The organism is Flavobacterium sp. DW-iso2 (assembly GCF_058725285.1).
The window spans coordinates 12,135-34,564 of sequence record NZ_JBZXDY010000028.1 but is presented as its reverse complement, the minus strand read 5'-3'; the positions used below and the strand labels follow the sequence as shown (position 1 = coordinate 34,564).

The 22,430-nt window shown below is 33.3% G+C and carries 14 protein-coding genes; 2 read left to right on the top strand and 12 right to left on the bottom strand.

From position 1 onward, the window contains the following. Nucleotides 1–60: 60 nt before the first annotated feature. A complete protein-coding gene (locus AC4PRO_RS15675; RefSeq protein ID WP_074724616.1) occupies nucleotides 61–1,566 on the bottom strand; it encodes an aldehyde dehydrogenase family protein in 1,506 nt (501 codons plus the stop codon). Between the two features lie 264 nt (nucleotides 1,567–1,830). Here AC4PRO_RS15675 and pheT point away from each other — a divergent pair, with 264 nt between their 5' ends. Then, on the top strand, nucleotides 1,831–4,251 hold the full coding sequence (pheT, locus tag AC4PRO_RS15670) for a phenylalanine--tRNA ligase subunit beta (protein WP_492118037.1): 2,421 nt from the start codon (nucleotides 1,831–1,833) through the stop codon (nucleotides 4,249–4,251). A 126-nt stretch (nucleotides 4,252–4,377) separates the two neighbouring features. Here the strand turns inward: pheT and AC4PRO_RS15665 are convergent, their stop codons facing one another. From AC4PRO_RS15665 to lon, 8 genes are all read right to left on the bottom strand, one after another. Then, nucleotides 4,378–4,932 (bottom strand): fasciclin domain-containing protein, encoded by a 555-nt coding sequence (locus AC4PRO_RS15665; RefSeq protein WP_074724614.1) that lies wholly within the window; start codon nucleotides 4,930–4,932, stop codon nucleotides 4,378–4,380. A gap of 191 nt (nucleotides 4,933–5,123) precedes the next feature. After that, a complete protein-coding gene (locus AC4PRO_RS15660; RefSeq protein ID WP_492118036.1) occupies nucleotides 5,124–5,591 on the bottom strand; it encodes a hypothetical protein in 468 nt (155 codons plus the stop codon). Nucleotides 5,592–5,668: 77 nt separating this feature from the next. Next, entirely contained in the window at nucleotides 5,669–8,254 is a 2,586-nt protein-coding gene (locus tag AC4PRO_RS15655) for a DUF7619 domain-containing protein (RefSeq protein WP_492118035.1), read from the bottom strand. Nucleotides 8,255–8,359: 105 nt separating this feature from the next. Beyond that, the gene (rpsA, locus tag AC4PRO_RS15650; protein ID WP_492118034.1) at nucleotides 8,360–10,141 is read right to left on the bottom strand and encodes a 30S ribosomal protein S1; all 1,782 of its coding nucleotides are present in this window, start codon (nucleotides 10,139–10,141) and stop codon (nucleotides 8,360–8,362) included. Nucleotides 10,142–10,545: 404 nt separating this feature from the next. After that, complete coding sequence (locus tag AC4PRO_RS15645) at nucleotides 10,546–11,799, bottom strand: nucleoside permease (protein ID WP_492118033.1); 1,254 nt, start codon at nucleotides 11,797–11,799, stop codon at nucleotides 10,546–10,548. 70 nt (nucleotides 11,800–11,869) lie between these two features. After that, nucleotides 11,870–12,565, bottom strand: coding sequence for a (d)CMP kinase (cmk, locus tag AC4PRO_RS15640; RefSeq protein WP_492118032.1), 696 nt, complete (start codon nucleotides 12,563–12,565; stop codon nucleotides 11,870–11,872). Nucleotides 12,566–12,572: 7 nt separating this feature from the next. Beyond that, complete coding sequence (porQ, locus tag AC4PRO_RS15635; protein ID WP_492118031.1) at nucleotides 12,573–13,592, bottom strand: type IX secretion system protein PorQ; 1,020 nt, start codon at nucleotides 13,590–13,592, stop codon at nucleotides 12,573–12,575. A gap of 171 nt (nucleotides 13,593–13,763) precedes the next feature. Then, a complete protein-coding gene (gene lon / locus AC4PRO_RS15630) occupies nucleotides 13,764–16,214 on the bottom strand; it encodes an endopeptidase La (protein ID WP_074724632.1) in 2,451 nt (816 codons plus the stop codon). A 488-nt stretch (nucleotides 16,215–16,702) separates the two neighbouring features. Here lon and AC4PRO_RS15625 point away from each other — a divergent pair, with 488 nt between their 5' ends. Further along, the gene (locus AC4PRO_RS15625) at nucleotides 16,703–17,431 is read left to right on the top strand and encodes a head GIN domain-containing protein (protein ID WP_492118030.1); all 729 of its coding nucleotides are present in this window, start codon (nucleotides 16,703–16,705) and stop codon (nucleotides 17,429–17,431) included. 75 nt (nucleotides 17,432–17,506) lie between these two features. Here the strand turns inward: AC4PRO_RS15625 and AC4PRO_RS15620 are convergent, their stop codons facing one another. The 3 genes from AC4PRO_RS15620 to AC4PRO_RS15610 all read right to left on the bottom strand — a co-directional run bounded on the left by AC4PRO_RS15620 (nucleotide 17,507) and on the right by AC4PRO_RS15610 (nucleotide 22,258). After that, complete coding sequence (locus AC4PRO_RS15620) at nucleotides 17,507–18,805, bottom strand: MFS transporter (RefSeq protein WP_492118029.1); 1,299 nt, start codon at nucleotides 18,803–18,805, stop codon at nucleotides 17,507–17,509. 144 nt (nucleotides 18,806–18,949) lie between these two features. Continuing rightward, nucleotides 18,950–19,768, bottom strand: a complete 819-nt coding sequence (locus AC4PRO_RS15615) for a M48 family metallopeptidase (RefSeq protein ID WP_492118028.1) — start codon at nucleotides 19,766–19,768, stop codon at nucleotides 18,950–18,952. Nucleotides 19,769–19,858: 90 nt separating this feature from the next. Next, nucleotides 19,859–22,258, bottom strand: a complete 2,400-nt coding sequence (locus AC4PRO_RS15610; RefSeq protein ID WP_492118027.1) for a glycoside hydrolase family 31 protein — start codon at nucleotides 22,256–22,258, stop codon at nucleotides 19,859–19,861. Nucleotides 22,259–22,430: the final 172 nt, after the last annotated feature.

Sequence of the window (22,430 nt, the reverse complement as noted above, 5' to 3'; positions counted from 1 at the left end):
TATATGGATTTAAAAAAAGGGAAAGCTTTATTACTTTCCCTTTTCTATTAATAATTCATTCTAAAAGAAACCTAATTTCTTTTTATCGTACGAAATCAACATATTTTTTGTTTGTTGATAATGTGCAAGCATCATTTTATGATTTTCACGTCCAATTCCAGACTGTTTGTATCCTCCAAAAGGAGCTCCTGCAGGATAAGAATGATATTGGTTTATCCATACACGACCTGCTTGAATCGCTCTTGGAACCTGATAAATCTCATGTGCATCCCGTGTCCAGAGTCCGGCGCCCAAACCATACATCGTATCATTTGCAATAGCGATGGCTTCCTCAGTTGTTTTGAAAGTGGTAACTGCCAAAACAGGTCCGAAGATCTCTTCTTGAAAAATACGCATTTTATTGTTCCCTTTAAAAAGAGTAGGCTTGATATAATACCCTGTAGAAAGATCTCCTTGTAAGTGGTTCTCCTCTCCTCCAGTCAATACTTCTGCCCCTTCTTCTTTTCCTAATTTAATGTAGCTAAGAATTTTTTGTTGTTGAACCGATGAAGTCTGTGCGCCCATCATCGTTGTTTTATCTAATGGATTCCCCATTTTTATAGCCTCAGTTCTTTCAATTACTCGAGCTATAAATTTATCGTATATATCTTCATGCACCAATAATCTGGAAGGACATGTACATATTTCTCCCTGATTCAAAGCAAACATTACTGCTCCTTCAATCGCCTTATCAAAGAAATCATCATCAGCATCACCAACAGATTTCATGAAAATATTAGGGGATTTACCTCCTAATTCTAATGTTACAGGGATAATATTTTCAGTGGCATATTGCATCACTAGACGGCCTGTGGGTGTCGAACCTGTAAATGCGGCTTTTGAGACTTTTTTATTTGTTACCAAAGCTCTTCCAAGCTCCGCACCAAAACCATTTACGATATTAATTACTCCTGGAGGAAGAATATCGCCTATCAATTCCATTAAAACTAATATGGAGATAGGGGTGCTTTCTGCTGGTTTTAGTACCACAGTATTTCCGGCTGCTAAGGCTGGTGCCAATTTCCATACTGCCATCAATATTGGAAAATTCCAAGGAATAATTTGAGCAATAACTCCTAACGGCTCGCTCAAAGCTATAGAAACCGTTTGCGAATCCAATTCAGCAATCGAGCTTTCTTCGGCACGTATCACTCCTGCAAAGTACCTGAAGTGGTCAATTGCCAAAGGGATATCAGCTGCCAAAGTTTCTCGAATCGCTTTCCCGTTATCTATCGTTTCTACAGTTGCGATATACTCTAAGTTATCTTCTATTCGCTGCGCAATTTTATTTAATATATTACTTCTCTCTGTAGCCGAAGTTTTTCCCCAAGTTTGAAAAGCTTCATGCGCTTTATCTACAGCAAGTTCTAAATCTTCCTTAGTGGAATGTGCTGCTTGTGTAAAAACCTTTCCGTCAATCGGACAAATCACATCAAAATATTCTCCTTTAATGGGAGCTACGAATTTCCCGCCTATATAATTATCGTACTTTGCCTTAAAATCAGGTCTTGAAACTATGTTACTCATATCTATCTAATTTAAATTTTATCAAATATAGCTTGACAAAACTCTTTATTATAGCACTATTCCTCCAATAAATAGCATTAAATTTTCATATGTGTTTTTTTATAGTTATTATTTTATTTTATTGACAAACACTAGAGACTTATATTGTTAAATTCATATTAGCAATACTTTTAAAATATCTCGTTTGTGTGTTAAAAAACCAAAAAAATAGTTTCTTACTACAAACTGCAATCCTTATATTTGCAATCTTATTAAAATTGACAGATGAAAATATCATATAATTGGTTAAAACAATTTATAAAAACAGACTGGAATTCCGAAGAAACAGCAGCATTGCTTACAGATCTAGGTCTAGAAGTAGAAGTTGTTGAGAAATACCAATCCATAAAAGGTGGCTTAGAAGGAATAGTAGTTGGACATGTACTTACTTGCATCCCGCATCCTGATGCCGACAGACTAAAAATAACAACTGTTGATTTAGGCAATGGCGTACCTTTACAAATTGTATGCGGAGCCGCTAATGTTGATGCAGGACAAAAAGTCCCAGTAGCAACAATAGGTACTGTATTATATGATGGTTCAGGAGTTGCTTTTACCATAAAGAAAGGAAAAATTCGTGGACAGGAAAGTCACGGAATGATCTGTGCCGAAGACGAATTAGGTCTTGGAACTGGTCATGACGGGATTATGATATTAGACAATTCAATTGTGGCAGGTACAAAAGCGGCAGATGTATTTAAAATAGAAAATGACGAAGTATTCGAAATCGGACTTACACCCAATCGTGCCGATGCGATGAGCCATTTAGGAACCGCTCGTGATTTGAAAGCCGGTTTATTGCAACGTGGAGTAAATGTAGAGTTTATAACTCCTTCTGTCAGCAATTTTAGAGTAGACATGAGAACACTTAAAATTGATGTGAACGTAGAAGAGGTTCTGTTAGCACCTCGTTATTGTGGTGTTACTATTTCAGGAATAACGATAAAACCATCGCCTAATTGGTTACAGGATCGATTGAAAGCAATAGGAATTACACCTAAAAATAATGTGGTTGATGTAACTAATTATGTCTTGCATGAATTAGGCCAACCCTTGCACGCCTTTGACGCTTCAAAAATTAATGGGAAAATAATTGTAAAAACATTACCTTCTGGAACTAAGTTCACAACATTAGATGATGTTGAAAGAACACTGCATGAAGAAGATCTAATGATTTGTGACGAAAAAGGCCCTTTATGTATCGCAGGAGTTTTTGGTGGTAAAAACTCGGGAGTTTCAGAGCATACTACTTCTATTTTTCTGGAAAGTGCTTACTTCAATCCCGTGAGCGTTCGTAAAACAGCCAAAAGACATCAATTAAATACAGACGCTTCCTTCCGTTTTGAAAGAGGAATCGATCCTACAATTACTGCTTACGCACTAAAACGTGCCGCTTTATTAATTCAAGAAGTTGCAGGCGGTGAAATTACATCTGATCTGATTGATGTTTACCAAAAGAAAATGGAAGATTTCTCTGTATTCTTAAACTTTGGGAATGTTGCCAAAATCATCGGACAAGAAATACCGAAAGACACTATAAAGCAAATTTTAGTTTCATTAGATATTAAGGTAAATAGCTTTTCAGAGGCAGGACTAGGTTTAACAATTCCAGCATATCGTGTTGATGTACAAAGAGAAATTGACGTAATTGAAGAAATACTAAGAGTTTATGGATACAACAATATCAGTTTTTCAAAAAAACTGAATGCAACCGTATCTAATTCTCCTAGAAACGAAGATTATAAATTGCAAAATATAGTTGCCACTCAATTAAATTCACAAGGTTTTAATGAAATAATGGCCAATTCATTAACGACAGCCTCTTACGTTGAGCTTTCAGAAAAATTGAAGGAAGAACACAATGTAACGATGTTGAACCCGTTGAGTAACGATTTAGCCACATTACGACAATCATTATTATTCTCTGGACTTGAAGCCATTTCTTATAATATAAATCGCCGAAATAGTGATTTGAAATTATTTGAATTTGGGAAAAGCTATCATAAATTTTTATCTGGTTTTGAAGAACACAAACACCTGACCTTATTCCTTACAGGGAACAGATCTAAGGAAAATTGGACTGCAACACAAAAACCTTCTGATTTCTTTTTGTTTAAAGGTTATGTAGACGCCGTTCTTGCTAGATTTGGAATTCAAAAAACACAAAATAGTCCTGTAACATCTGATGTTTTTTCAGAAGGGATTGCAATCGGTGCCGGTCATAATGCATTGGTTGAATTTGGAGTTGTAAAAAAATCAATTTTAAAGCATTTTGGAATAAAGCAAGAAGTATTTTATGCTGACTTTAATTGGGATGTGATTATTAAAATGATATCCAATAAAATTAAATTCACTGAAATTCCAAAATACCCTGAAGTAAGAAGAGATTTAGCCTTGTTAGTAGATGAAAACGTAACGTACGACAGTATTTACACAATTGCAAAACAAAGCGAAAAAAGCCTCTTAAAAGACGTCAACTTATTTGATGTTTACGAAGGCAGCAACCTACCTGAAGGTAAAAAATCATATGCACTAAGCTTTATCATACAGGATAGTTCAAAAACTTTGACTGATGCTCAAATTGATAAAATTATGGGTAAACTGCAAAAGAATTTTGAAACAGAACTAGGAGCTAGCTTAAGATAAGAACGCGATCTAAATTAAATTATGAAAGCTCAATTCTAATATTTAGAATTGAGCTTTTTTGACATAAAAAAAGTCCTGTACAACACAGGACTTTTCAACCAACAAAAACCAACCTCTTAATTGAAATTACTGTTTTGGTAATACTACAGTATCTACAACGTGAATGACACCGTTTGATTGATTCACATCAGCAATTATGATTTGTGACATTGTACCATTTTCATCTGTAATGTATAATTTTTTACCTTTCATCCAGGCAGTTAAAGTTCCACCACTAACGGTTTTCAATTTAGCTTTTCCATTTCCAGCTTTAATGGCTTTAGCAATATCAGCAGCATTCATTTTTCCAGCTACAACATGATAGGTAAGAATCGTTTGTAACATTTTTAAATTTTCTGGCTTCAATAATGTCTCAACTGTTCCCATTGGCAATTTAGCAAAAGCTGCATTTGTAGGTGCAAAAACGGTAAACGGCCCTTTTCCTTGTAGTGTCTCTACCAAACCAGCTGCTTTTACTGCGGCAACTAACGTAGTATGGTCTTTTGAATTCACTGCGTTTTCAATAATATTTTTTGAAGGATACATCGCCGCTCCACCAACCATTACTGTTTTTTGAGCGAATGATGTTGCTCCAAATACTAATGCCATAAAGGCTACTGATAAAAATTTTCTAGTTTTCATAAATCTATTTATTAAGTTATATAAAAGCATTTACGCCACAATAGCAGTTATGGTTTTAAAATAAAGAAAAAAAAAGAATAATTATTTAAAATTCGCTGTAAATCAAATAGTTGAAAATTATTTATTTATAAAAAAAAACCTCCAATTCTTTTCACAGAATTGGAGGTTATAGTAAAATTAGAATATTAATTTTAAAAACCAGAAAATATTCCCACAATTAAACCCATCAAAATGATGAAGCCATAAAAGCAAACAAAAATCAAAGCTAATATTCCCATAAATTTATAATGCGACTTCAAAAATTCAAAAGAAGCATTTATTTCCTCATTGTCATTAAACTTGAAAGCTTTCTTTAATTTTGATGAAAATTGAAACAGGTAATAAATTGGAAAGAAATAAAGTAGAGCAATTAATAAATAGAGCACAGTAAATCCTGCCCCAAAACCCATCATCGGATTCATACCAGTACCAAAACTACTACTTAGAACTGAAAATATAGTCCCCATAAAAAACGCTAACAACACCATAAAACCTACACCAACAAATCCTATGATTGATAAGAAGTAAGCCCATTTAGCTGTTTCCTTTAAAAATCCTTGTGACTCTTCTGATAGTTCAAAATTTCTTTTTGACACCACTTCTGTAAAATTTTCTTCCATATTTAATTTTTAATAATCAGGAGTTAAATATAGGTGTTTATTTGTTAAAAAATAGATTTCAACAAACAATCAGCAAATTAATTCTTCACAAACTTCGTATTCGAAGTTCCTTTATCCGAGTTTATTTTTATAAAATAATTCCCTGACTTAAGGTTAGAAACATCAACTGCAGTCGTGTTTTTCGCGTTAGGAATTGCTATCATCAATCTTCCTAAAATATCATAAACTGCAATCGATTGTACTTCGATAGTATTTCTAGCACTAATATTCAAAATTGAATTGGTGGGATTTGGATACAAACTAACATAATTCGAAAACTCAAAATCAAACGCATTCAATGTTTTGAATGTTGAAGTCGCTTTATTGGTAACTATTGGAAAATTATAGTCAAAATAAATACTAGCGTCATTCGTAAATGAATCGCCAATAGCAAGTGTGGGTTTTGTTTTGATTTTAAAAGCAATGTAGCCATCATTATTGGCATCGTCAAAAGGAAGATTGACATTTTCGAATATAAATTCTACTTTATTTCCTTCAGAAATTTTGGTTACAAAAGAATGACTTGAACTAGTTAGTATTAAAGTCGAAACATCAAATTTAGATAGGTCAATCATATCTTTTACCACGATATTTTGCGCAGAATAACTCCCTGTATTTTCAAAACGAATCATATAATGAACATACTCGCCTATTAAGCTTGGGGTAATAACTGTACCTTCCAAACAGGTTTTATCATTGGGGTCATAAGAACCAACTACAATTTGATTAAAAGCAAATATATTATCATTTGGTGTTTCATCCGTATTTGAAGATAAAATGTTTGCCGTGTAAGACAAAATATCTCCATTGTTTACTGCAGGAATAGAAGTTGGAGTATTTACTTTAACCCTAAAAGCAATTTCTCTGGATTCAAATGGTTTAAGATTGATAAAATTCCATGATAAAGTATTTGTTTCTTGTACACTTACTGCTGGATTTGAAGTAAGAAAATCTAACACCAAATCATTGAAAATTAAAGTTATAGCACCTGACTGTAAATTATTACCTTTATTTTTATAAATAACTTTATAAGAAGCTTCAAATCCTGGTCTCGCGGGAACAGTTTGTAAAACTACAACCTCTAAATCAGAATGTACTCCATTTGCGGTAATACAAAAATCTTCTACCAATGGGCTTGCCTGACTTGGAAAACTTACATTTAATGTTGAAGGTGAAATAGAAAAATAAGCTGGGTTTTCTAAAACAGGAGTTAGAGTATGTGTTCCTTCCGGTAAAGAAATTGAATAATTACCATTTGCATTGGTTATTTCACTTCCTGTATTTGTTCCATCGAATATATTAAATTTTAAATTAGGAAAACCTGTATCAAAGCCATCACAACCATTATTGTTTCCATCAAATTTGTTAGTTCCCTGAACTGTGTAATACGTTCCAGCAGGATTGAATGAACAATAGGAATTGATATTACAATTGTCATAACCATAATTCACAACTAATTCCTTAACCTGCTCTATTTGACTTTCATCTACACAGATATATTTTAGGCCAGGATTTTGTGAGAAGTTTAAATACTTCGCTTCATTGCTGCCATTTCTAATAAATAATGAAGTAAGTTGATTTTGATCGCATCTTAATCGTTCAATACTTTTTAAGTCACTCAAATCTAAAGTCGTAAATTGATTGTGAAAGCATTCCAAGTTTAATATTGATGTTAATCCTTTCAAATCTAAAAAAGATAGCTGATTATAAGAACACCTTAAATCTATAACTTTTGTTGATTTTGTAACATCCAGCGTTTTTAATTCATTTCCACTGCCATATAAATTTTTCAAGTTTGTCAGGTCTTCAAGATTTATTGAGAAAATTTTATTTGAGTCAAAATTTAGATCTTTAAGATTAACCAATCCATTTACTTTCAATTCTAGTAATTCGTTAAAACTAGCATTTAGCTCTATAAGTTTTGATAAATTACCTGCATCTAATCTTTGCAATTTATTATAACTTAATTCCAAATTCGTAAGATTAGTTAATTTACTTACGTTTAGAGAGGTTAATAAATTACCTCCACATTCTAAACTTTTTAGGCTGATTAAATCATTAACATCTAATGTTGCTAACTGATTAACCTGACATGCTAATTTTGTAATACTTGCTAATCCACTTAAATTTAATGATGTCAAATTATTATGTGAAACCCATGCCTCAACGAGATTCATTGCGCCGTTTAGATTTAACGAAGTAAGGTTCTTATTACCAGTACAATAAATTGTATTTAAATTTGTTAATCCCTCTAATACCAATATGGAAATATTTGTATTCTCAAAATTTAAATAGGTTATACTTTGAATAAAAGAATAGTTTAAATAACTGAGTTTTTTAAGTTGATTAAAATCAATGTTATTAAGAAGTGGATTATTACTACAATTTAAATACTCAAGATTGGCAAAACTTTCCAATCCTTGCAATGAAGTAATATTAGAGTTACTAATATCCAAATAGGTCGCATTTAATGCTTCACTGATTTCAATTTCAGAATTAAAGTTCATATTCACAGGAGATGACAGTAACTTCATTTTAAGATTAAAATCCTGAAATGTGACAACCTGCGCAGTCAAACCACTAAAAAAACATAAAGCCAGAACTAAAAAGTAGATTTTTTTCATTTTGATATATTAAGTCCTGTAAATATATAGCAAAAAATTAATATATTTTAACAAAAAAAGCCTCACATTACTGTGAGGCTTTTTTATTATAAGAAATAGTGAGAATTATTTTTTCTCAGATTTTTCCATTTTAGCTTTCAATGCAGCCAATACATCATTGCTATCTCCTAAAGTAGATGCAGGTGCATTAGTTGAGCTTGAAGCTGAAGAATTGTTTTCAGTAACTGCTTTCACATTTTTCTCTTCTTCTTCACGGAAGATAGCAGTGTGAGATGCAACTACTCTTTTGAATTCTTTGTTGAATTCGATTACTTTGAAATCAGCAGATTCACCTTTTTTCAATTTCTTACCATCTTCTTTTTCAAGGTGACGAGTAGGAATGAAAGCAACGATATCATCTCCAAATTCTACAGTAGCTCCTTTGTCAACAATCTCAGCGATTTCACCTGTGTGGATAGTTCCAACAGCAAATGAATCTTCGTATTGATCCCAAGGATTAGGAGTCGTTTGTTTGTGACCTAAAGATAATTTACGTCCGTCAACATCTAATTCTAATACTACTACATCAAGTTTCTCTCCAACATTTACAAATTCAGATGGATGTTTGATTTTCTTAGTCCAAGATAAGTCAGAGATGTAAATTAATCCATCAATTCCTTCTTCAAGTTCTACGAAGATACCAAAGTTTGTAAAGTTTCTAACGATACCAGAATGTTTAGAACCTACTGGGTATTTAGAAGTAATGTCAGTCCAAGGATCTTGAGACAATTGTTTGATACCTAATGACATTTTACGGTCATCTCTATCTAATGTTAAGATAACAGCTTCAACAACATCACCTACTTTTACGAAATCTTGAGCAGAACGTAAATGAGTAGACCAAGACATTTCAGAAACGTGGATTAAACCTTCAACACCTTCAGCAACTTCGATGAAAGCACCGTAATCAGCGATTACAACTACTTTACCTTTTACTTTATCTCCAATTGCTAATTTAGCATCTAGAGCATCCCAAGGGTGAGCGTTTAATTGTTTCAATCCTAATTGAATTCTTGTTTTCTCATCATCGAAATCAAGGATTACAACATTTAATTTTTGATCTAATTCAAGAACTTCAGATGGGTGATTGATTCTTGACCAAGAAAGGTCAGTAATGTGAATCAATCCATCAACACCACCTAAATCAATAAAGACACCATAAGAAGTAATGTTTTTAACAACACCTTCTAATACTTGTCCTTTTTGTAATTGACCGATGATCTCTTTTTTCTGTACTTCAATATCCGCTTCAATAAGCGCTTTGTGAGATACAACAACGTTTTTAAATTCGTGGTTGATTTTCACAACTTTGAATTCCATTGTTTTATTTACGTAAACATCGTAATCTCTAATTGGCTTAACATCAATTTGAGATCCTGGTAAAAACGCTTCAATTCCGAAAACGTCAACGATCATACCACCTTTAGTTCTGCATTTTACAAAACCATTAACGATTTCTCCTGTTTCGTTTGCAGCAATAACTCTATCCCATGATTTGATAGTACGTGCTTTTCTGTGAGATAAAACTAGTTGTCCAGTTTTGTCCTCACGGATGTCGATTAATACTTCAACAGTATCACCTACTTTTAATGCTGGGTTGTAACGGAATTCATTTAATGAAATAACACCTTCCGATTTTGCGTTGATATCAACGATAACGTCTCTATCTGTAATTCTAACAACTGTTCCATCAACTACTTCTTCTTGATCAGTAGAAATAAATGTTTTTGTAACTAATTCTTCGAATTCTTTTAAGTTTTCTTGATTAACGACATCAATACCTTCTTCGAAGTTGTGCCAGTTAAAATTTGCTAAAAACTCTTCTTGTGATTGGATTTGTTCAGACATGCTGATAAAAATTTGTATTCTGTATTCTCTCGAGCTTCTTAATGTGATAGAAAACAACAGAAGTTGTTTGTATAATTAATTGATACCTAAAGGAAACTCTTATTCACCAAAAGGTGTGCAAAATTAATACTTTTTTACTTAACTACAAAATAAATAACTGTCTGATAATTAATTACGAAGAAATAAACACTCTTTTAACATTAAATTAATATAAATAACTGTTTATCAGGAGCATAAATTCCCTTCATTCTAATTCACCTTCCTCCTGCTCTCGCCTTTATCTCTCCATTTCATTGCGAGGATACCGGCTCCATCAGGGCTAATTACAACGCATAGAAGTTCTAATAAACAAAGAACCCGATACGTCGGAAGTATCGGGTTCTATATATTTAAAAAAATAATTATTAATGAGTTACAGTGGCTACATCCTCTGCATAATGTTTATGTTTGAATAAAACAGCAAAAGCAATGGCTATGATTAAGGCATACCCTGCAAACGAAAGCCATATGTTGTGCCAGTCTCTAACCCCATCATGCGTGAAAAATTTATCGATAACTATTCCGCTGAAAATCCCTCCAAAGAAGGCGCCAAAACCATTGGACATCATCATAAACAATCCCTGTGCACTAGAACGTATTCTAAAATCGGTAGTAGTTTCTATAAATAATGATCCTGAAATATTAAAGAAATCAAATGCCATACCATAGACCACACAAGACATAATAATCATCCATAATCCATCTCCAGGATTACCATAAGCAAACAATCCAAAACGCAATACCCAAGCAAGCATTGAAATCAACATCACTTGCTTAATTCCAAATCGCTTCAAGAAAAAAGGAATTGCTAAAATAAATAAGGTTTCAGATATTTGAGAAATCGACATGATTATAGTAGAATATTTCGACACAAAAGAGTCTGCATATTTTGGTGTATTTGCAAAATCTGATAAATAAGTATCTCCGTACATGTTCGTCAATTGTAATGCACCACCAAGAAACATAGAGAAAATGAAAAACAACGCCATTTTATAGGTACCGAATAACTTAAAAGCATCCAATCCTAATTTTTCCGTCCAACTCGCATTTTTAACAACTGATTTTTGCGCAGGACATTTAGGTAATGTAAAAGAATAAATTCCTAAAACTAAAGAAGCAAATCCAGAAATATAAAACATATTAACTGACGCCTTGTTACCAGATAAATTAGTCATCCACATGGCGGCAATAAAACCAATAGTTCCCCAGACCCTAATAGGTGGAAAAACCCTTACCACATCAAAATTATTGTTTTTCAATATATTGTAAGCTACTGAATTTGATAGTGAAATGGTAGGCATGTAAAACATCATCGCCAGAAATATAACCCAGTAGAAAAGTGTAGGATTATCAACTTGCGGTATATAAAAAATAGCTAAGCCGCTTAATATATGTAATATTCCGTATAATTTTTCGGCATTAATCCATCTATCGGCAATAATCCCTGTTAGTGCAGGCATTATTATTGACGCAATTCCAAGTGTTGAAAACACCGCCCCAAATTCAGCACCACTCCATCCTTTGGTCCCAAACCAATAATTCCCAACAGTAATCAACCACGCTCCCCAAACAAAGAATTGAAGAAAACTCATTACCGTCAATCTATTTTTAATTCCCATAAAATGAATTCTTATATTTTAAATAACAAAAGCAGTAAATCTAATATTAAAAATGAGATATACAAAAAAATTATTCTGTTTTAATAACTTCATTGACTAACCCTAATACAATTTCAAATTGCTCTTCACGTGTAAGATGTGAATTGTCAATCTCGATGGCATCTTCTGCCAGTACCAAAGGGGAGTTATCTCTATGAGTATCAATATAATCTCGTTCTTCTACATTTTTGAGAACCTCTTCATAAGTAACGGCATCGCCCTTTTGCAGCAATTCATCGTAACGCCTTTGTGCTCGGGTAGTTGCACTAGCAGTCATGAATATTTTAAGTTCGGCATCCGGGAAAACGACGGTTCCAATATCTCTACCATCCATAACAATACCTTTGTCCTTACCCATTTCTTTTTGTTGTTCGACTAATTTTGCACGTACTTCTGCTATCTCCGCTACTTTACTAACAAAACTAGAAACTTCAATGGTTCTGATTTCTTTTTCAACATTGACATCATTCAAATACATTTCTGCAAATCCCAACTCCGGATTATATTTAAATTGTAATCTAATGGCAGTCAAACTATTAATTAATAATTCTTTATCAAAATATTCAGCTCCTATATATCCGTTTTGCATTGCAAATAATGTTATAGCGCGATACATTGCACCGGTGTCAACATAAACATAGCCTAAATTATTAGCTAACTGTTTGGCTAAAGTACTTTTCCCTGTAGATGAAAATCCATCTATCGCAATTGTAATTTTTTTATTCAAAATAGTATTATTGAAAGTTAATTGTTAAACCAAAAAGACTTGTGTTTCCTGCTAAAGTATATCTTGAGTAGGAGTAATTAAATTTTAATTTATTGAATTTTAGTCCAAAGCCAAGCGAAACGCCTGAAAAATTACGCTGTTCCAGAATTCGCAATTCTTGGGCTCTTCTAAAATTATAACCTAATATTATATTAAAGGATTTTTGAGGAAAAAGTTCCACTCCAAAAATAGCATGTCGCAAAGCGTTATTTACAAAGGATACTTTTTCCTGTGTCGAAGTGCCATCAAGAGATGATTCTGCCCTAACTGGATTTGAAAAAGCAACATTCCATTGTTGTAAATTCTCTAATGTCAGATGCCATCTAATCGGGACATGTTCTAATTCTTGAGAAACACCCACAATTACTTCAAGTGGCAATTTTTCTCTAACTTCAGAATAAGTTGTGAATTGAGTCCCTATATTCCGAATCACTAAACCCCAATTAACGTCATTTCTTTCGTCAATAAAAATCGCCCCAATATCAATCGCTCCTCCTAATGAATTATAGCTCTCGAGTGTTGAAGATATTAATTTTGCGTTTGCCCCAATATGAATAGTCGTACTCGGAATATTATAAGCGTATCCTGCTGAAAGCGCAATTTCACTACCCGTAAATGAAGTAGTAGGCTGACCCGCTTCATCGTAACCTTCAAAACTGCCGTAATTCACATAATTCACTCCAGCCTGAAACGTTTGCAAATGACGGTCATAAGTGTACGCATAGGAAGCCGTACCGTAGGTCACTTCTCCATAATAACTACCGTAATTTAACGCCAAATGGTTGTCCATTTCTACATTTATTGTTGCGGGATTAAAATTAACCTGATTCACGTCATCATCATAAATGGTAATGGTTTTTCCACCAAGCGCTGCTTGTCTAGGAGAGGTAACCAAATTCAAAAACTGATAAGTATACTTACCTCCTATTTGACTGTAAGTTACAGTACAAACAAAGAATAAAACGTATAATAAAAGTTTTTTGAACATGCTTTATAGCTATATTTCTGTAAAATAAAACGCAATTGCGAAGATAAAATTATAATAGTAATAAACACGAGTTTTGTATCTTCAAATTCTAAACAAATAAAATTCCAAAATCATCGCTTAATTACATTAGGCTTTGATTTTGGAACTTATCATTTTATGAAACTATTTTACTTATAAAATTTTGGCGTTTTTAACCTTTTGATCAGTAATTGCTATTTTCAAAACCTCACTCATTTCCTTTACATAATGAAACGTAAGTCCTTGAATATATTCTGGCTTAATTTCGTCAATATCACTTTTGTTTTCATGACATAAGATAATCTCTTTAATATTGGCTCTTTTTGCTGCTAAGATCTTTTCTTTTATTCCACCTACAGGCAATACTTTTCCTCTTAAGGTAATCTCCCCTGTCATCGCCATATTTTTCTTTACTCTTTTTTGGGTAAATACAGAGACTAACGAAGTCAACATGGCAATACCTGCACTTGGCCCATCCTTAGGTGTTGCTCCTTCTGGAACGTGTAAATGAATGTTGTACTTAGCAATCATTTCAGGATTTAAACCCATAAGCTCTGCATTTGCTTTGATATATTCTAAAGCAATTGTTGCTGATTCTTTCATTACCGTTCCTAAGTTTCCGGTAATGGTCATTACTCCTTTACCTGGAGAAATTAAAGATTCTATAAAAAGAATATCACCACCTACACTTGTCCAAGCTAAACCAGTCACTACTCCCGCAACGTCATTGCTCTCGTATTTGTCTCTTTCTAATCTTGGCACACCTAGCACTTTTATGATATCTTCATCCGTTACTTTTTTATTGTACTCTTCTTCCATCGCAACTGATTTTGCTGCATTTCGGATAACTTGAGCAATTTTTGCTTCTAAACCACGAACACCAGACTCACGGGTATACCCTTCTACAATTTTTTCCAATTGTTTTTTTCCGAACGTTAAATCTTTAGAAGTCAAACCATGTTCTTTCAACTGTCTTGGAAGTAAATGCTGACGTGCTATTTCTACCTTTTCTTCGATGGTATATCCAGACATTTTTATAATCTCCATACGATCTCTCAAAGCCGGTTGAATCGTTGACATGGTATTCGATGTAGCAATAAACATCACTTTAGATAAGTCATATCCCATTTCAAGGAAATTATCATAAAAAGAATTGTTTTGTTCCGGATCTAATACTTCAAGCAACGCTGATGATGGATCACCTTGACTACTAATAGATAATTTATCAATCTCATCCAAAACAAATACTGGATTTGATGTACCCGCTTTTTTCAAACTTTGAATTATCCTTCCCGGCATTGCACCAATATAAGTCTTTCTATGTCCCCTAATTTCAGACTCATCACGCAAACCACCAAGGGAAATACGTACATATTCTCTACCTAACGCCTCTGCAACTGAGCGCCCAATGGAGGTTTTACCCACTCCCGGAGGCCCTGTCAAACAAATAATTGGTGATTTCATATCATTTCGCAATTTTAAAACTGCCAAATGCTCTATCATTCTTTTCTTCACATCTTCTAAACCGAAATGGTCACGATCTAAAATTTTCTGAGCGCGTTTCAAATCAAAATTATCTTTGGAAAATTCATTCCAAGGCAACTCTAAAAACAAGTCCAAATAATTTCTTTGAATACCAAAATCAGGAGCTTGCGGATTCATTCGGCGCATCTTAGACACTTCTTTTTCGAAATGCTTCTTGGTTTTTTCATCCCATTTCTTCGTCTTTGCCTTAACTAACATTTCCTCCAATTCTTCTTCCTGCGAAGAACCACCCAACTCTTCCTGGATCGTTTTCATTTGCTGATGAAGAAAATATTCTCTTTGCTGCTGGTCTAAATCAAAACGCACTTTTGACTGGATATCGTTTTTTAATTCGAGTTTTTGCAGCTCAATATTCATATAACGAAGTGTCTCCAGCGCTCTTTCTTTCAAATCATTGATCGCTAACAAATCTTGCTTTTCCTTTACAGACAAGTTCATGTTTGATGTAACGAAATTGATCAGAAAAGATTGGCTTTCAATATTCTTAATCGCAAATGTTGCTTCAGTTGGAATATTTGGGCTTTCTTTTATAATTTGGATTGCTAATTCTTTTATGGACTCAAGAATTGCTAAAAATTCAGTATCTGTTTTTTCAGGTCTGTTTTCAGGAAAATCTTTGATGGTGGCGGTCAGATAAGGATCTTCTGAAGTAACAGCATCAATTTCAAAACGTTTTTTTCCTTGAAGAATCACAGTTGTATTCCCGTCAGGCATCTTTAAAACGCGCAAAATCCTAGCCACAGTGCCCACTGTGTGAATATCATCTTTAGTAGGATCTTCGTCTGATTCGTCTTTTTGAGCAACAACCCCAATGATTTTACCTGCCGCGTTTGCGTCATTAATCAGCTTAATAGATTTATCTCGGCCAGCAGTAATAGGAATAACAACTCCTGGAAATAAAACCATATTACGCAACGGTAAAATGGGTAACGAATCAGGTAATTCTTCATTAATCATCTCCTCCTCATCCTCGGGAGTTAACAATGGTATTAATTCTGCTTCTGAGTCGTATTCCTGTAGTGACAGATTGTCAATAGTAAGTATTTTATGATTTGACATATTGTTTTTGAGTCTTTTTGTCATTAAAAATTTTCAAGTAAATAACAAATATAAGGTATCAGTTGTTTAAATATGAATAAAACATGCATTAAACCTCATTATTCATTAGCTGCAGTAAAAATGCAATCTTTATGCCATTTTGAAGAAATAAAAAATACTCAATTTAAAAGTTAATTAAATAAAATGTCGTAAATTTATTACTTTCTTCCTTTCGCAAGAAAAGTCTAAACTCATTTAGCAATCTAGATGGAAAAATAAAAACAATCTTAATCGAAGCTCTCTTATGTAATTTTACAAAAGTGCAACAATCAAAAAATAGAAATAAAATAGTCTAAATTAAAAATCAGTAGTAACGTCTATTTAAAATTAGCCAACCAATAGCTTATAAAAATGATCAATAAACAACAAACAATACCTTAAAAATAACTTCAGATTACGGGAATGTATCATTAATCATAAAACAATAATCAAAAAAAAAACTAGAACAAATGAAAAAACTATTAAAATCAGTATTGTATTGCAGCTTGCTTTTTACAACAATTGCAAATGCACAGTGGTATTCTAAAAACAGCATCAAAGGCAATGGTAAAATAATCACCGAGAAAAGAGTAACCGCTGATTATGACGAAATAAAAATAGCTGGATTTTTTGACGTTGAATTGGTTTCGGGTAAAGAAGGAAATATTTCTATTCAAGGAGAAGAAAACCTATTACAATATATTAAAACGGAAACTGAGAATGGTGTTTTAAAAGTTTTTACAGAGAAAAAATCCAATATTAGTACTAATAAGAAAATACTAATCACTATTCCGTTTGAAAATATTAATGCTGTTTCACTTTCGGGATCAGGTAATCTAAGTACTAAAACCACCATTAAAACCAATAAATTTAAAACTAAGTTAGCAGGCTCAGGTGATATAACTCTAACAGTAGTCGCCATTGAAATTGAGGCCGACTTAAGTGGCTCAGGTACTCTGATCCTAAAAGGGAATACTGATAGTCTAATGACCAAATTAGTGGGTTCAGGAGATGTCAATACAGCTGACTTAAAATCTAAAAATGCTGATGTCTCTGTTACTGGTTCAGGAGATGTAACCCTAAATTGTTCTAACAATTTGAAAGCAAGGGTTTCTGGTTCTGGAGATATTTATTACACTGGAAATCCAAAAACAAAAGATGCTAATGTGAATGGTTCAGGCGATATAACTCAAAAATAAAGCTTTCAACTAAACAAAAAAGGTGTTTTTAAGAATTCTTAAAAACACCTTTTTTTATGATATCAAATCTATAAACTATTCATCTGTCTTTTTTATAAAACTAAGAACTATAAAACCCAGTAAAAAGAACACGGCCAAAATGAAAAATGAATTTCTCATCGAGTTGGTAATTGCAGCGACAAATCCAAAAACAAATGTGCCTACGACAATCGATATTTTTTCAGTAACGTCAAAAAAGCTGAAATAAGTAGCGTGATCTTCAGTCTCTGGTAATAATTTTGAGTAAGTAGAACGGGATAAAGACTGAATTGCTCCTAAAACCATTCCTATCATTGCGCCAAGAATATAAAATTGAGTATCAATATAGTCGCTTTTGGCATCTAGTAAATATGCCGCAACACAAATAAATCCCCATATTACTATTGTAATTTTCAATGTTTTTATATTGCCAATTTTTTCTGATAGTCGCGAAAATAAATAAGCGCCAAAAATAGCAACTACATTTATTAATAATATAATAATGATCAACTTACTCGTATCAATACCTAATTCCTTTTTTCCAAAAAGGCCTGCTAACAAAATAACAGTCTGAACTCCAATGCTATAAAGAAAAAAAGCAGTTAAGAACTGTTTTAAATCCTTCATATTCTTTAGACTATCTAATACCACTCTCAATTCTCTTAGTCCTTTAAAGATATAATCCTTCTCTGGTTTTTTATGAAAGACATTATTAGGTAAATAATGAAAAGTAACTTGGGCAAAACCCATCCACCAAATACCAACAGATAAGAATGAAATACGCGCCGGTAAAGAACCATCTGATATTCCATACCAGTGTGGCATCATAACCATGGTTAGATTAAAAGCAAGTAAAATTAAAGAACCCGCGTACCCAAACATAAATCCCTTGGCACTTACTCTATCGTGCTGTTCAGGAAAAGCAATTTCTGGCAAATAGGAATTATAAAAAACAATACTTCCCCAAAACCCAATACTTGCTAAAATAGTCCCTACAATTCCAATCCACAAGGTATCTTGTCCCTTAAAAAGGAATAAACTCATCACAGATAGTGATCCCAAATAGCAAAAGAATTTCAGAAATCGTTTCTTATTTCCTGTATAATCAGCAATACCAGACAAAATGGGAGACATTAAAGCTACTATCAAAAAGGAAAAAGATAAAGAATAGGATAACAGCGATGAATTATTAAATTCATAACCTAAAAATTGTACCATTCCATTATTATCACTCGTTACTGCTTCATAATATATGGGGAATACTGCTGTAGCAATAACTAAACTATAAACTGAATTAGCCCAATCATAAAAAGCCCATGCATTAATTAACTTTTTATCTCCTTTTTGTAATGCCATAATTGAATTATTTTATACGAATTTATCTATTTTTTCATAGCAAACATATAAAATAACTAGAATGTTCAAAACTTAATCTTCTGCTAACGCAAGAAAGCCAATTCAAATGAATTGGCTTTTCTTTTTATATGTGACTATAAACTATTACTTATAGATCATTCCAAATTTTGCTGCAATAGCTTTAGCTTCTGGAACCATAGCCTGTAAATTTGCTATTCTGGTAGCATCAGATGGATGCGAACTTAAAAATTCAGGTGGTGCTTGACCGTTTGAACTTGCTGCCATTCTAGTCCAGAAAGAAATTGCTTGATCAGGATTGTAACCCGCAATAGCCATTAATATAAGACCTATTTTATCAGCCTCAGTTTCATGATTTCTACTATAAGGCAACATTACTACCACTTGTGAACCAACACCATAAATCTGCTGCCATGTTTGTTGTGTTTCTTCGCTTTTTCCTCCTGTTGCAACAGCGACCCCTACGACACCTAGACCTTGAAGTTGAGCAGCACTCATACGTTGCGCGCCATGATTAGCAAGAGCGTGAGAAACCTCATGTCCCATTACCGTCGCTAATCCTGCGTCATCCTTAGTTACTGGTAAAATACCCGAATAAACAACAATTTTTCCTCCGGGCATACACCAAGCATTAACTTGCTTGTCATCAATTAATTTATATTCCCATTGGTAACCGTTTAAATAATCCTTTTGACCTAAAGAATTCAAATATTTTTCGGCTGCCAATTTTATTTTTGTCCCTACAGTTTCAACTCTTCTGGCGTCAGCAGTACCTGTAATTACTTTATTTGCATTTAGGAAAGTTCCATACTCCGCAAAAGAGGAAGGAAAAAGCTCGCTATTTGAAACAAAATTTAATGTTTTCTTTCCCGTTAGCGGATTCGTTGCGCATGAGACCAATAATCCCAATGTACAAATGCCTATTAATATTGAATTTTTTTTCATGATACTATTTTTATTTTAACAAAAATACAATAATAATAGATGTTTTATTTGCAAAATTAAAATCAAATGTTTCAACATTTTTGTTTTTTCTTATTCTCCAATGATATGCAAAACATTAAATTCCTTATTTACAATAAGATAATTATCTTCCTCAAATTTGACTCTGTCAAATAAAACTTCTTCGTTGTCAATCTCTATGCTTTTCACCTTAAAAGGAAATCCGATTAGATTTATCTTATACTTAGAATAATTAGTATCATATTTACCTTCTTTATGCAATTGAATATTGAGCTCTTTTTCCTTGCCTGTTACTTGAAAAGTCAAGAAACTATACCTGCCTTTTTTATAATCATAGCCGTCTTGTGCATCTTCGTAAACAACTGACTTCTCTTTCCCTTCTTTATAGTATAAATCTAAGGTCAACTCATCAAACTCTAATTCTCCCACATATTGTTGAACAGGATATTTTGGAATAATAGCCCCAGCTTTTACAAAGACCGGAATTTCATCGAATTTAGTGTCAACCCAAATTTCCTTCCCTCCAGTCACAAAATCATTAGTCCAGTAATTATACCACTCTCCGCGAGGAATATACATTCTTCTACCTATGGCATTAGGTTCCAAAATAGGACATACTAAAATTTGATTTCCAAAAATAAACTCGTCATTTCTATAATGTGTTTGTATATCACTTTGGTCATAGTATACTAATGGTTTAAGCATAGGGATTCCCTCTTCAATATATTGCCAAAACATAGTGTATAAGTACGGTAGCAATTGATAACGAAGGTTAACGAACTTTCTGGTAATGTCAACAACCTCTACATCAAATGCCCACGGCTCCTGATCTCCATGATCACCAGACGAATGTGTTCTACAAAAAGGATGGAAAACACCCAATTGAATCCAACGTGCGTACAATTCACCCGAAGGCTGTTCTGCAAATCCACCAATATCAGACCCGGTGAATCCCATTCCAGAAATTGACATTCTTTGCACTTGTATGTTTGCAATCCATAAATGCTCCCAAGTGGCCACATTATCACCTGTCCAAGAGGAAGTATAGCGTTGCGCCCCAGCGTATGCTGATCTTGTAATTATAAAAGGCCTTTTAGGATAAGCAAATCTTTTTACTCCATGATAAGTGGCTCTTGCCATCTGCGTACCATAAATATTATGTGCTTTTCTATGACTGCATGGATTTCCGTCATAATCATGTCGCACATCCATCGGGAACGTTTTATTTGGAACCTCCATAACAGCAGGCTCATTCATATCGTTCCAAACTCCTTTTACTCCAATATCTGATATCAGCTCTTTAAATAATCCTGCCCACCATTCTCTGACTTCGGGATTAGTATAGTCCGGAAAATTACATTCCCCAGGCCAAACTTTACCTTTCATATAAGGACCGTCGGCACGTTTACAAAAATAATCTTTTTCCAAAGCCTCTTTATAGACTGCGTATTCCTTGTCAATTTTAATTCCAGGATCAATGATCACAACGGTTTTAAATCCATCTTCTGCTAATTCTGCGACCATTCTTTTTGGATCAGGAAAATATTCCTTGTTCCAGGTAAAACATCGGAACCCTTCCATGTAATCAATATCCAAATAAATGGCATCACATGGTATTTTTAATTCCCGGAATTTTGCTGTAATCTCTTTTACATTGCTTTCCGGATAATAGCTCCATTTACATTGGTGATACCCTAAAGCCCACAAAGGCGGTAATTCTGGCTTACCAGTCAAATCAGTATAGCTGGTAACAACACCCTCCATTTGAGGACCATAGATGAAATAGTAATTCATCTCTCCTCCTTCTGCCCAGAAACTGGTGACATTTCTTCTTTCGTGACAAAAATCAAAGAATGTTCTAAATGTATTATCGAAGAAAATACCGTAGGCTTGTTTATTTTGTAACCCAATATAGAACGGAACTACTTTATATAAGGGTTCCTGATCTTTTTGAAAAGCATATTGATCAGTGGCAAAATTTTCCAATCTTTTCCCTTTCAAATTCATTTGGGTTGCTTTATCACCGAGGCCATAAAAACATTCCCCATCTTTTGAAGCCTTACTCATTTTAACGATATTACCGCCATACTCGTAACTTTCCTCCCAATGGAAACCCAATTCATCCTCAAGTAAAACATTCCCTTTTAAATCATAAATAGACACTCTCATATCTATTTTTTGAATGACGCATTTTACCTTACTGGTTAGTATTTGATAATATTCGGTTTCTTCAGTAACCTCAAGAAAATTATATCCATGCGAATGACTTTTGTCAATAGCATAGGAAAAATCATTGCTAAAATATCCTTTAGTTGTGTATCTAAAACGTATGAGACTATCTCTCAAAATAGTAATTTTTAAAATAACGCTGTTATCTGTGTTAAAATAAACTGAATCAACGTCATGTTCAAAAGAAATAATTTTTGATGGATATAAATCTCCCTTGAACTCTAATTCTGTATTTGTAATCATGTTATATCTTATTAAGATTAAGCCCCTTATTTGTTTCCAAACATACAACAAAAGTATATTTTCTTTCCTGAAAAATATTTTTATTCACGAAATCGTTGTAAACTATTTTATTAAAAAACAAACTCTATTAATTTTAGGAAATAATAGAGTTTACCCAATTAAGAATTTATTT